We start from the raw sequence: 12,224 nt of genomic DNA on the forward strand, positions 1-12,224 counted from the left end.
GAAATGCGCATCGACGAAGGAATCCTCGGATGCATTGCCCGTACTGCCGACACCCCGACTCGCGCGTCGTCGACTCGCGGGAAGCCGAGGAGGGCACCGCGATCCGTCGCCGTCGTTCCTGCCCGAGCTGTGGGCGCCGGTTCACCACGGTCGAGACCGCGATCCTGTCGGTGGTCAAGCGCAGTGGCGTGACCGAGCCGTTCAGCCGGGAAAAGGTGATCGTCGGTGTGCGCCGCGCCTGCCAGGGCCGCGAAGTCGACGACGACGCCCTGAACCTCCTGGCCCAGCAGGTCGAAGACGCGGTGCGCGCCAAGGGTTCTCCCGAGGTTCCGAGCCACGAGGTCGGCCTCGCCATCCTGGGCCCCCTGCGCGACCTCGACGAGGTGGCCTACCTGCGCTTCGCCTCGGTCTACCGATCCTTCACCAGCGCAGCCGATTTCGAACGCGAGATCACCGAGATGCGGGCGGCTCGCGCGGCCGCCGTCGCCGCGGCCGACTGAGCAGTCTCAGCGTCGGATCGAGCCGATGGCCTTCTCGATGCGTTTGGCTGACACGGGATAAGGCGTGCCCAGCTTCTGGGCGAACAGGCTGACGCGCAGTTCCTCGATCATCCACCAGATCTCGGTGACGTCGCGGGCGTTCTTGCGGCCGGGCGGTAGCGCGCTGACGAGCTTGTCGTAGGCGGCGAGCATCCGGTCCACCTCGACCATCGCCTGCCGGTCACGCACCGCTGAACCGGGCAGCGATTCCACCCGCTGCGCTGCGGCGAGCAGGTAGCGGGGGAGCTCACGCAGCCGCACCCGCCCCCACTCGGCGACGAAACCGGGGAACAGCAGGTCGTCGAGCTGCTGGCGGACATCGTCGGCGATGTCTTTCTCCACGGTGTCCGACAGCGCCGAACGTGCCTGCTGTGCCGCGGCGAGAACCGGCACTACCGCCCGGATCAGCGCGACGACCACCGTGGACAGCTGCGGTCGAACAGCCGCGACCAGCTTGTCGAACTCCGCCGGTGTGCGAACCGGACCGCCTGCCTTGGCGATGAGTTCGTCGGCGGCGGCGACCCGGCAGTCCTCGACCAGCTTGTCCAGGGAGCCATCGGGGTTCTGGCTCAGGGCCAGCCGATCGCGGGCGGGCAGCCCGGCGGTGACCGCGCGGGTCGAGGTGGGGATCGCGGCGAGTAGCAGCGTGCGCACACCTGCGCGCATCGCGGCCGCCTGCTCGGCGGGTGAGCTGAGCACGCGCACCGCCACACCTTCGCCCTCGGGAACCAGTGCCGGGTAGCCGGTCACCGTTTGTCCGGCGACCTCGCGACTCACCGTCGGTGCGACCGAGCCGAGCGATTCCGAGGTCCACACCATCGCGGGCGCGCGCTCGGCACCAGCGGTGGCCCGCGCGACCGAGGCCGAAACCTGTTCGGCCAGTTGTGCTTTCAGCTGCTGCAGACTCTTGCTCTTGGCGAGCACCTTGCCCTGCTGGTCGACTGCGGCGAAAGTCATCCGCAAGTGATCCGGCAGCGCGGTGGCGGGAAGATCGTCGGCGCTGATGGTGACCGACCCCAGCCGGGACAGTTCTCGCGAGAGCCCCGTGCGCAGAGGTTCGGCGCGCGGAGTCAGCGCGCGCAGGGCGGCCGCCGCGAAGTCGGGTGCGGGAACAACCGCGCGCCGCAACGTTTTCGGGAGGGTCTTGATGAACGCGGCCGCCAGTTCCTCGCGCATGCCCGGCACCAGCCAGTCGAACCCGACCGCCCGCACATGCGCGAGCTGCTCCACCGGGATGCGGGCGGTGACGCCGTCGTCGTCCTGGCCCGGCTCGAACTGGTAGGTCAGCGGGAAGCTGAGTTCACCCTGCCGCCAGGCGTCGGGGAAGTCGGTCGGGTCGAGTGCGGCGACACCGGCATTGACCACGGTCTCGGTCGAGAAGTCCAGCAGAGCAGGGTCTTTGCGTTCGGCCTTGCGCCACCAGCTGTCGAAATGGCGCACCGACACGATGTCGGCGGGCACACGCTTGTCGTAGAACTCGAACAGCACTTCGTCATCGACGAGGATGTCGCGCCGTCGGGCGCGGTGCTCGAGGTCGGCGACATCGTCGATCAGGGCGCGGTTGCGGGCGAAGAACCCGTGCCGCGTCTGCCATTCCCCCTGGACGAGGGCGTGGCGGATGAACAGCTCCCGCGACAGCTCCGGGTCGATCCGTCCGAAGTCCACCGGCCGCCCGGTCACCAACGGCACCCCGTACAGCGTGGCCCGCTCATAGGCGCGCGCCGAACCACGCTTGGCCGACCAATGTGGTTCCGAATAGGTACGTTTCACCAGATCACCGGCGAGGCGCTCGGCCCATTCCGGCTCCACCTTCGCCGCGATCCGCCCCCACAACCGCGAGGTCTCCACCAGCTCCGCCGCCATCACCCAGCGCGGTGCCTTCTTGGCCAGCGACGACCCGGGGAAGATCATGAACTTCGCATTGCGCGCCCCGAGGAACTCCCGGGACTCCGCCTCGCGCACACCGATATGCGAGAGCATGCCTGCCAGCAGCGACTGATGGATCTGCGTGCTCGGCCACGGCATAGCGTCGTCGTCAGCCGAATCCGGCGACCCGCCACCAGCTTTCGCAACCGCCGCGTGCTGTCCACGCTTGCCGTTGCCGCCGTTGCCGCCGTTGCCGCCGTTGCCGCCGTTGCCGCCGTTGCCGCCGTTGCCGCCGTTGCCGCCGTTGCGTCGAGAGCGGTCGGGCGTCTGGTGCGAGCCGGTGTCCTCGGCGTCCGTCACGTCGGATGCGCTGTGGATGTCAACCGAGTCCGTACTCGACGCGGCCGCCGGGCGTGCGGAATTGCCGCGTCCACGACCGCGGCGTCCGCGATTGCCGCCGATACCGTCGGCCGAGCGGTCGGTAGCGCCGGTGCGCCGGGAACCGACCGACTCACTGAGCCCAGTGGTCTCGGAATTCGCTTGTCCGCGACCCGCACCCGCGTCGTTCCAGCCCATCCCGCGCGCGATCGTGCGTAACTGGCCGTGCAGGTCCTGCCACTCCCTGATCCGCAGATAGTGCAGGAACTCGTCCCGGCACATCCGCCGGAACTGGTTGGAAGACAGCGACTTCCGCTGTTCGGTCAGGTAATCCCACAGCCGCAGATACGCCAGGAAATCCGAGCCCTCGACCACGAACCGAGCATGCTGGGTGTCGGCGGCCTGCTGATGTTCGACGGGCCGTTCGCGCACATCCTGAATCGACAGCGCCGCCACAATGATCAACACCTCGTCGAGACACCCGTTGCGCTGCGCTTCCACCAGCATCCGCGCCATCCGCGGATCCACCGGCAGCTGGGCCATCTCCCGGCCGATCGGGGTCAGCGTGAGATGACCACCCGAATCCGCTTCGGCGTCAATGGTTTTCGAACTCCCGTGCGCCAGCGCACCGAGTTCCTCGAGCAGTGCGATGCCGTCGCGAATCGCGCGACGATCGGGGGCCTCCACGAACGGGAAGCTCTCGATATCGCCCAGCCCCAGCGCCGTCATCTGCAGAATGACCGCGGCGAGGTTGGTGCGCAGGATCTCCGGTTCGGTGAACGCCGGCCGCGCCTCGAAATCATCCTCGGAATACAGCCGGATACAGATACCGTCCGCGACACGACCACAGCGCCCGGACCGCTGTCGCGCGGAGGCCTGCGAAACCTCCTCGATCGGCAGCCGCTGCACCTTCGTGCGCATCGAATACCGCGAAATACGGGCCGTACCAGGGTCGATGACGTAGCGGATGCCAGGAACGGTCAGCGAGGTCTCGGCGACATTGGTGGCCAGCACCACCCGGCGACCGGTATGCGGCGCGAACACCTTGTGCTGCTCGGCCGCCGACAAGCGCGCGTACAGCGGCACGATCTCGGTGCGGGGCAGTTTCAGGTCGCGCAGCGCGTCGGCGGTATCGCGGATCTCGCGTTCGCCCGACAGGAACACCAGCACGTCACCGTCGCCCTCGGCGAACAGTTCCACGACTCCGTCGGCGATGGCGTCGGTGGGATCGCGGTCGACAACGCGCGTGTCCTCGTCGTCGTCGACGCCCGGCAGTTCCAGCGACAGCGGCCGATACCGCAACTCCACCGGATACGACCGCCCTGACACCTCCACGATCGGCGCCGGTTTGCCCTGCGCATCGGCGAAGTGGCGGGCGAACAGCTCCGGGTCGATCGTCGCCGAGGTGATGATCACCTTGAGATCGGGCCGCCGCGGCAGCAATTGCTTCAGGTAGCCGAGCAGGAAGTCGATATTGAGGCTGCGTTCGTGCGCCTCGTCGATGATGATCGTGTCGTAGCGGCGCAGCATCCGGTCGCGCTGGATCTCGGCGAGCAGAATGCCGTCGGTCATGAGCTTGACCAGCGTGCGATCCGACGCGTGATCGGTGAAGCGGACCGTATAGCCGACCACGTCACCCAGTTCGGTGCCCAGTTCCTCGGCGATGCGCTCGGCCACCGTGCGCGCGGCGAGCCTGCGCGGCTGGGTGTGGCCGATGGTGCCGCGAATGCCGCGACCGAGTTCGAGGCAGATCTTCGGGATCTGGGTGGTCTTGCCGGAACCGGTCTCACCGGCCACGATCACGACCTGGTTGGCGGCGATGGCGGCGGCGATGTCGTCGCGGCGCGCGGAGACCGGGAGTTGTTCGGGGTAGGTGATCCGCGGCAGCGCCGCGCGACGATTGTCCACGCGGGTCTCGGCGGTGGCGATCTCGGCCTCGAGAGCGGGCAGGTCGTCGGGGCGCGCACGGTCGAGCTTGCGCCGGAGCCGATGTTCGTCGCGCAGCGAGACCTCCGCCAAACGATCGCGAAGGGCGCGGGTTCCGGTGCTGGATGTCCTGGTCATTGCGGCTACCAGCCTAGCGAAGGGCGCTACCGGTTTTTCCCGGTGCGGCTGCCTTGGGCTCTCGCGGAGACCAAGGACACACCGTGTCGCGTGGCCGTCGAGGTCCGCGAGTCCGCACAGCTGCCCGTGACGCGACAAGGTGTGCGAGCCTGAACTCCTGGTCAGCAGGGTCGGGCCGTGCGAAGATCCGGGCATGAGCCGCCGACGTGTGGAAGTGTCACCGCGCAGCAGGCCGAAGCGATCGACGCGCACAGGAGTCACCGCGGCCGGCGTCCGAGTGTTCGGAAAGGGAGCAGCATGAGCACATCGGTACGAACGGCGTGGTGGATCAGGGCGTACCGGATCGCGTTCGGGTTGCTCGGGATTCTCGCCCTGGTGTGGATCCCGATCCGCAACATCGATTCGGCGACCTTCTCGCTCACCAACTACCTGAGCTACTTCACCATCGAATCCAATGTCCTGTCGGTGATCGTGCTCCTCGTCGGCGGCACCCTCGCCCCACAGAGCCAACGCTGGCAGACCTTCCGCGGCGCCGTCACCCTCTACATGCTGATCACGATGGTCGTCTACGCCATCCTGCTGGCCGACGTCGACGTGATGCTCACCGACAAGTGGATCAACGACGTCCTGCACCGCATCGTCCCGCTGGTCCTGCTCCTGGACTGGCTGTTCGTCGCCATGGCGAAACGCCTGCGCCCCACCCCGGAACTGGTCGGCCTGTGGCTGATCTTCCCGGTCGCCTACGGCGTCTACAGCCTGATCCGCGGCCCGATGGTCGACTGGTACCCCTACCCCTTCATCGACCCACGCGTTCAGGGCTATGTGTCGCTCGCGATCGGGCTGGTGGTGTTGCTGGTGGTGTTCGTCGTGCTCGCGGTGGCCATGGCCTCGCTGGGCGACCTGCCCGCCCGATGGCGTGAACGCAAGTCCGAAGGTTGAGAGCGTGTTTGAGAACTCCGTGATGGGTCGACCCCTTCCGAGCCTTCGAGCAACAGCGTGAGCCTGCCCCCAGGTCTCAACGGAATGGCGCCGACGACTCCGAGGGGATAGACACAGCGAGTTCGCGGAAATTGATGTCGGTGCCCTGTGTCACACTCGTCGATGATGAGCCGCCACACCACATTCCGGTACTGCCTCGACCCCACGGTCGATCAGACTGTCGTGCTCACACGGCATGCCGGGGCAGGAGGCCGGGTTACCAAAGTCCGCCGACGGGAAGGCGCTGACCGACACCCTACGTGTGCCGGTGAAACCGTCCCGGTTGACGCGGGAACCGAGGTCCACGCCACACTGGTGGCGTGAACCGACGACGCCCGAGAAGGGCGGTGTCTGAAACCACCCGGTTTTCAGACACGCTGTGAGACAGCGGTGGGCCCGATGCGCGCGCCGTAGCCCGAGTGGGGTAAATGTGGACCCATGAATGCGCTCTGGCATGGATTCGCCGATATGGGTGCCGTCAATCGTGACGGTGCGTTCGTTGTGGCTCGCGGCGAGGGCGCCTACGTCTTCGACACCGCGGGTAAGCGGTACCTCGACGCCACCGCCGGGCTGTGGTTCGCCAATGTCGGCCACGGTCGTGGCGAGATCGCCGACGCGGTCGCCGACCAGCTGCGCACCATCGCGCACTACTCCAACTTCGGCGATCTCACCGAAGCCCCCACCCAGGAACTCGCCGAGAAACTGTCGTCGATCGCGCCCGTTCCCGGCAGCAAGATCTTCTTCACCTCCGGTGGTTCGGACTCGGTGGAGACCGCGGCCAAGCTGGCCCGGCGCTACTGGCACGAGCAGGGCCGCCCCGACAAGAAGATCCTGGTCGGACGCCGACTGGCCTACCACGGCATGCACTACGCGAGCACCGCGCTCGGCGGCCTGACGCCGAACAAAGAGGGCTACGGCGTGCTGGTCGAGGACACCCGCACCGTCGAATGGAACGACGCCAAGTCGCTGCTCGCCCTCATCGAAGAGGTTGGTGCCGAGAAGATCGCCGCGTTGTTCTGCGAACCGATCATCGGCGCGGGCGGGGTGTACCTGCCGCCGCAGGGTTACCTGGCCGAGGTCCGTCAGATCTGCCGCGACCACGACATCCTGTTCGTCGCCGACGAGGTCGTCACCGGTTTCGGGCGCATCGGCGGCTCCTGGTTCGCCTCCACCCGCTTCGACCTGCGGCCCGACCTGATGACCACCGCCAAGGGCCTCACCTCCGGCTACCTCCCGATGGGCGCGGTTTTCATCGCCCCCCACATCGCCGAACCCTTCTACGCGGGCGGCACCTGGTTCCGCCACGGCTACACCTACGGCGGCCACGCCGGTGCGGCCGCCGCGGCCCTGGCCAACCTCGCCATCGTCGAACGCGAAGGACTCCTCGAGGAAGCCGCCCGCCTCGAATCCACCCTCCACACCGCCCTGGCCCCGCTGGCCGACCACCCCCGCGTCGCGGAGGTCCGCAGCGGCCTCGGTGCGGTGGCGGCCGTCCAGCTGGCCGACCCCTCCGAGGGCCCCGCGCTGGTGAAAACCCTTCGCGAACACGGCATCTCGGGCCGCGCCGCCGGTGCGGGCGCCATGCAGATCTCGCCGTCGTTCGTCATGACCGACGCCCAGGTAGCTGAGCTGGCGGACGGATTCGCCCGCGCTCTCGGCTGATTCGGACACTGATCTGCTCGAGCGTTCGAGCGCTCGACTGATCCAGCCGCAGCACTGATCCACGCACCGGGCCTGTCGGCGAAACTCGCTGGCGGGCCCGGAGTCGTGCGGGCTAGCCTCGCTCTGTTCTGATCGAACAGGGGGAGGACCTGCGTGCAATCATCGGTGACCGTGACACCGGATCAACTGCCGGAGTTGCTGCTGCACGTCGCGGTGGTGCGACCGGTATTCCTGTGGGGCGCACCGGGAATCGGCAAGAGCTCCCTGGTGCGGACCTTCGCCGAATCGCTCGGCCTCGACTGTGTCACCCTGCTCGGCACCCAGCTCGCCCCCGAGGATCTGATCGGGGTCCCGCAGATCGTCGATGATCGCAGCCGCTTCGCGCCGCCGGAGATGATCGCGCGGCCGGAGCCGTACTGCCTGTTCCTCGACGAGCTCAATGCCGCCGCGCCCGAGGTGCAGAAGTCGTTCTACTCACTGATCCTGGATCGCCGGATCGGCACCTACGAACTGCCCGCGGGCTCGGTCGTGATCGGCGCGGGAAATCGCGCCACCGACAACGCCCTCGCCCGGCCGATGGCATCCGCGCTGGTCAACCGCATGGTGCATCTGCACCTGCGCGCCGATGTCGACGACTGGCTGAAGTGGGCCGCCACCAACGACATTCACCCCTGGATCATCCGCTACCTCACCCAGCGCCCCGATCACCTGTGGTCGGCCCCGCCCAAAACCGAGGCCCCGTTCTCCACGCCGCGCGGCTGGCACATGCTCTCCGACGCCCTGCACTCCTGTGGCGACGACATCGACGACACGACCCTGCAGGTCCTCGCCGCGGGCACCCTCACCCTCGGCCACAGCTCCGGTTTCCGGGCGTTCGTGAAAACGATCCGCCACGCCTACGACCTGGACGCGGTCATCAAGGGTGATGCCTCATGGCCGCGCGACCCGGCCGACCGTGACCTGCTGTACTTCCTGTCCGAAACGATGCGCGCCCGGCTGATCAAGGAACTCCCTGGCGACCGTGCGCACACCTCGCCCGCGCTGCAGCGCTTCGTGCTGCGTGTCAAGTCCCTGCTGATAGAACTCGCCGAGATCTCGGTGGAGTGTGCGCAACTGGTGATCGCCGCGGACACCGACGGGGTGCCACTGTTGCCGTCGTGGTTTCTCGTCGAGGTCTCGCGGGACCTCCCGCGCCTGGCAGCGCGGCGCTGACTATGGCCGCCACCCGCAAGCGCCGCACTGCCGTGGATCCGTGGGAACAGGCGATCGATGACGGGTGGAAGTCGGTGCGCGACCATCCGGCATTGCAGCCACTGATCACCGGGTCGTCGAGCACAGGGCCGGTGACCACCTATCTGTACCGACTCGACGAGCGGACCCCGCGCGAGGTGTGGGCGCGCCTGACCGGCTCCGGCATGCACTATCACCCGAAACGTCGTGCGAGCGCGCAGGAATGGGTGTGGGCGTTCGCGCACTGCCTGCTGCACGCCGGGTTCGGCCACCTCGACCCGCGAAACACGGTGCCCGACAACATCATCGACCTCGATTCCAGCGACACCGAGAACTCGCCCGAGGCGCGCGCACCACATCCGGCCTATCGAGCCGCCTGCTGTGCCGCCGTCGACACCTACCTGGCGACGATGAAGATCGGCACCAGGCCCGACGCTTTCCCGCCGACGCCTGCGCTGACCGACGAGCACGCCGCTGCCGCCCGGTGGCGCGACACCGCGGTGCCGGACGCGTTCGCGCGCGCGGGGATCGCCGATTTCCTGCTCACCTCGCCCGAGACGGCGAAACGTGTGGATGCGCCCGCCCGATTCGCGAAGGGCATCGCCGACGCCGCCCGCGCGGCACTGGCCACCGCGGGTGGGGAACGCGGCGCCGACGGTGTGCTGCGTCACCGTGGGCCGTGGGACAGTGCGCTCGGCTGGTTCGTGTCCTCGTTTCCGCTGCTCGGAGCCCTCGCCGCTGGCATGACGGTTGTCGCGGACGCCGATCTCGCACGCAGCTGGGACATTTCGGTCGCCGCGGTGAATGCCGAAGCCGCCGAGGTCTACGTCAATCCGCTGCTCCGACTCGGCGAGGAACAGTGGCGATTCGTCCTCGCACACGAAATGCTGCACGCCGCACTGCGACACGGTGAACGCGCGCAGTGGCGTGACCACTACCTGTTCAACATCGCCTGCGACTACGTCGTCAACGGTTGGTTGGTCGAGATGGGTGTCGGCGAGATGCCCGAAGGATTGCTCTACGACCCGGCGCTGAAAGGGTGTTCGGCCGAAGAGATCTACGACCGCATCGCCGTCGACCTGCGCCGACTGCGCAAACTCGCCACCCTGCGCGGCCGTGGCCTCGGCGATGTCCTCGACGAACCGCTGCCACACCCCGGCAGCGCGGGCCGCTATATCGACCTCGACGAGTACTACCGCAGCGCGCTGATGACCGGGCTCGCGTACCACACCGACAGCGGCCGCGGATACGTCCCCGCCGCCCTGGAACAGGCGATCCGCGCCCTCGACCAGCCCCCACTGCCGTGGGACGCGCAACTGGCCAAGTGGTTCGACGAACACGTCCCCACCGTCGACAAACGGCGCAGTTACGCGCGCGCCTCCCGCCGCCAGGCCTCGACACCCGACATCCCGCGCCCGGCATGGGTGCGGCCCGAAGAGAACGTGCGCCTACCGACTTTCGGTGTGGTCCTCGATACTTCGGGCTCCATGGACGTGACCTTGCTCGGCAAAGGGCTCGGTGCCATCGCCTCGTACGCGCTGGCCAGAGACGTGCCGCGAGCCAGGGTTGTCTACTGCGACGCCGCCGCCTACGACGCCGGTTACCTCCCGGTGGAAGAAATCGCCGCCGGTGTGCGGGTCCGCGGGCGCGGCGGCACGGTCCTGCAGCCCGGTATCCGCCTGCTCGAACGCGCCGACGACTTCCCCGCCGAAGGCCCGATCCTGGTGATCACCGACGGCCAGTGCGACGCACTACGAATCCGCCGCGAACACGCCTTCCTTGTCCCCGCGAACGCCTCGCTCCCGTTCACCCCGAAGGGCCCGGTCTTCCGCCTGCGCTGAGCGAGCCGCGAGGCTTCAGGCAGTGTCGGTGAGGCGGCGGATGCGGGTGTTGAGGTAGCGCTGTTCGGGAATGCTGGCCGTGAGTTGTGCTGCGCGGCGGTAGCTTTCGAGGGCAGCGAGTTTGTCGCCGATCAGTTCGAGCAGATGGGCGCGGACCGCGTGGGTGCGATGGTGGCGGACCATCACCGGGTCGTCGAGTAGCGGATCCGCCAGTGCCAGGCCTTCTTTCGGACCGAACGCGGTACCGACGGCGACCGCGCGGTTGAGGGTGACGATCGGGCTGGGGGCAACGCGGTCGAGCATGGCATAGAGGATCGTGATCTGACGCCAGTCGGTGCTCGCCCAAGTGGGAGCCTCCGCGTGGACCGCCGCGATCGCCGCCTGCAATTGGAACCGGCCGACGTGACCGCGAGGCAGGACGCGCTCGAGCAGGCCAACACCCTCGGCGATCATCGATTGATCCCAGCGCGTGCGGTCCTGTTCGGCCAGTGGCACCAGGTCGCCGTCGCGCATCCGGGACGCGGAGCGGGCATGGGTGAGCAGCATCAGCGCCAGGGCGCCGGCGACTTCGTCGTGGTCGGGAATCGCCGCGTGGAGTTGGCGGGTCAGCCGGATGGCTTCGGCTGCCGTGGTCTCCTCGACCAGCGTGCCACCGGCCGAGCGGGTGTGCCCCTCGGCGAACATCAGGTGGCAGACATCGAGGACGGCGACGATCCGGGCGGGTAGATCGGCGTCAGCGGGTAGCCCGAAAACCGCACCGGCCGAACGCAATGTCGAACGAGCCCTGGTCAATCGCTGGGTCATCGTCCGTTCGGGGACGAGGTAGGCGGCGGCGATCTGGGCGGTGCTCAGCCCGGCGACGGCGTGCAAGGTCAAGGCGACCTGGGAGGAGCGGCTCAGGCTCGGATGGCAGCACAGGAGCAGCAGTCGCAGGGTGTCGTCGCCGTCGTCGGATGCTGCGTCGGCGGCGGCCGCGACGTAGGTGCCGGCGGGCTGGGCGAGCGCGACCGCCTGTTCGCGTTCCGCGCGGGCGTGGTCGGCACGGGCGCGGTCGATCAGTCGTCGCGAGGCCACCGTGATGAGCCAGCCGCGTGGACTGTCGGGCAACCCGTCCCGAGCCCACTGTGTAGCCGCCGCGGCCGCCGCTTCCTGGGCCGCGTCCTCGCAGTCGCCCAGGTCGCCGTGCCTGCGCAGGAGAGCCGCCAGGACGTGCGGCGCCTCCTGCCGCCACACGTCCTCGACCGCTCGCGAGTCCATCAGTCGTGTTCGCCCAGCTGCATGGTCGGGCGCAGTTCCACGGTTTCACCCGGTCCGATGAACTGCGCGGCGATCTCCTCGGCCCGCGCCCGGCTCTCGACATCGATGAGGAAGAACCCGGCCAGATGCTCCTTGGCCTCGGAATAGGGCCCGTCGGTGACGAGGGGCTTCGCATCGTTCCACCGATACAACCGCGACGACTCCGGCGCGCCGAGCGCCTCACCGCCCAGCAACTCGCCCCGCTCGTGCAGCTCGCCGAGCAAGGCCTCGAAATCCGCGTTCAGCCGATCACGCTGCTCGGCAGGCAGCGCCTGGAATTCGGGCAGGTAGTCACCGGTCGGGTGACCCCACGGCTGCGGATTGGAATGGATCATGATCACGTACTTCATCGTGACTCCCTACAGCGTCG

General features: G+C 68.3%; 8 protein-coding genes. 5 read left to right on the forward strand and 3 right to left on the reverse strand.

Features of this window, described 5'->3' with window-relative positions; genetic code table 11:
- Window positions 1-29 precede the first annotated feature (29 nt).
- Window positions 30-500 carry a transcriptional regulator NrdR gene (gene nrdR / locus ACFWUP_RS07930; protein ID WP_379231941.1) on the forward strand — a complete coding sequence of 157 codons (471 nt, stop codon included), beginning with the start codon at window positions 30-32 and terminating at the stop codon, window positions 498-500.
- A 6-nt stretch (window positions 501-506) separates the two neighbouring features.
- Here the strand turns inward: nrdR and hrpA are convergent, their stop codons facing one another.
- The gene (gene hrpA / locus ACFWUP_RS07935; RefSeq protein ID WP_379231943.1) at window positions 507-4,847 is read right to left on the reverse strand and encodes an ATP-dependent RNA helicase HrpA; all 4,341 of its coding nucleotides are present in this window, start codon (window positions 4,845-4,847) and stop codon (window positions 507-509) included.
- A 297-nt stretch (window positions 4,848-5,144) separates the two neighbouring features.
- Here hrpA and ACFWUP_RS07940 point away from each other — a divergent pair, with 297 nt between their 5' ends.
- The 4 genes from ACFWUP_RS07940 (at window position 5,145) to ACFWUP_RS07955 (ending at window position 10,558) form a co-directional block, all read left to right on the forward strand.
- Window positions 5,145-5,786, forward strand: coding sequence for a Pr6Pr family membrane protein (locus ACFWUP_RS07940; RefSeq protein WP_379231945.1), 642 nt, complete (start codon window positions 5,145-5,147; stop codon window positions 5,784-5,786).
- Window positions 5,787-6,263: 477 nt separating this feature from the next.
- Complete coding sequence (locus ACFWUP_RS07945; RefSeq protein WP_379231946.1) at window positions 6,264-7,487, forward strand: aspartate aminotransferase family protein; 1,224 nt, start codon at window positions 6,264-6,266, stop codon at window positions 7,485-7,487.
- Between the two features lie 153 nt (window positions 7,488-7,640).
- Window positions 7,641-8,699, forward strand: a complete 1,059-nt coding sequence (locus tag ACFWUP_RS07950) for an AAA family ATPase (RefSeq protein WP_379231948.1) — start codon at window positions 7,641-7,643, stop codon at window positions 8,697-8,699.
- Complete coding sequence (locus ACFWUP_RS07955; RefSeq protein ID WP_379231950.1) at window positions 8,645-10,558, forward strand: hypothetical protein; 1,914 nt, start codon at window positions 8,645-8,647, stop codon at window positions 10,556-10,558. Before ACFWUP_RS07950 ends, ACFWUP_RS07955 begins: the two co-directional genes overlap by 55 nt.
- 15 nt (window positions 10,559-10,573) lie before the next feature.
- On the opposite strand, the gene ACFWUP_RS07960 is transcribed toward ACFWUP_RS07955, so the two are convergent.
- Together ACFWUP_RS07960 and ACFWUP_RS07965 are read right to left on the reverse strand one after the other, a co-directional pair.
- On the reverse strand, window positions 10,574-11,815 hold the full coding sequence (locus ACFWUP_RS07960; RefSeq protein ID WP_379231951.1) for an RNA polymerase sigma factor: 1,242 nt from the start codon (window positions 11,813-11,815) through the stop codon (window positions 10,574-10,576).
- Window positions 11,815-12,204, reverse strand: coding sequence for a YciI family protein (locus ACFWUP_RS07965; RefSeq protein WP_379231953.1), 390 nt, complete (start codon window positions 12,202-12,204; stop codon window positions 11,815-11,817). The genes ACFWUP_RS07960 and ACFWUP_RS07965 overlap by 1 nt, the downstream gene beginning before the upstream one ends.
- Between the last annotated feature and the right edge of the window lie 20 nt (window positions 12,205-12,224).

The organism is Nocardia sp. NPDC058658 (genome assembly GCF_042716665.1).
Lineage (GTDB): Bacteria > Actinomycetota > Actinomycetes > Mycobacteriales > Mycobacteriaceae > Nocardia.

Excerpts from the sequence above, each read along its gene's own strand:
- nrdR (WP_379231941.1), top strand. The coding sequence starts at position 30 with ATGCATTGCCCGTACTGCCGACACCCCGACTCGCGCGTCGTCGACTCG.
- hrpA (WP_379231943.1), bottom strand. The coding sequence starts at position 4,847 with ATGACCAGGACATCCAGCACCGGAACCCGCGCCCTTCGCGATCGTTTG.
- ACFWUP_RS07940 (WP_379231945.1), top strand. The coding sequence starts at position 5,145 with ATGAGCACATCGGTACGAACGGCGTGGTGGATCAGGGCGTACCGGATC.
- ACFWUP_RS07945 (WP_379231946.1), top strand. The coding sequence starts at position 6,264 with ATGAATGCGCTCTGGCATGGATTCGCCGATATGGGTGCCGTCAATCGT.
- ACFWUP_RS07960 (WP_379231951.1), bottom strand. The coding sequence starts at position 11,815 with ATGGACTCGCGAGCGGTCGAGGACGTGTGGCGGCAGGAGGCGCCGCAC.
- ACFWUP_RS07965 (WP_379231953.1), bottom strand. The coding sequence starts at position 12,204 with ATGAAGTACGTGATCATGATCCATTCCAATCCGCAGCCGTGGGGTCAC.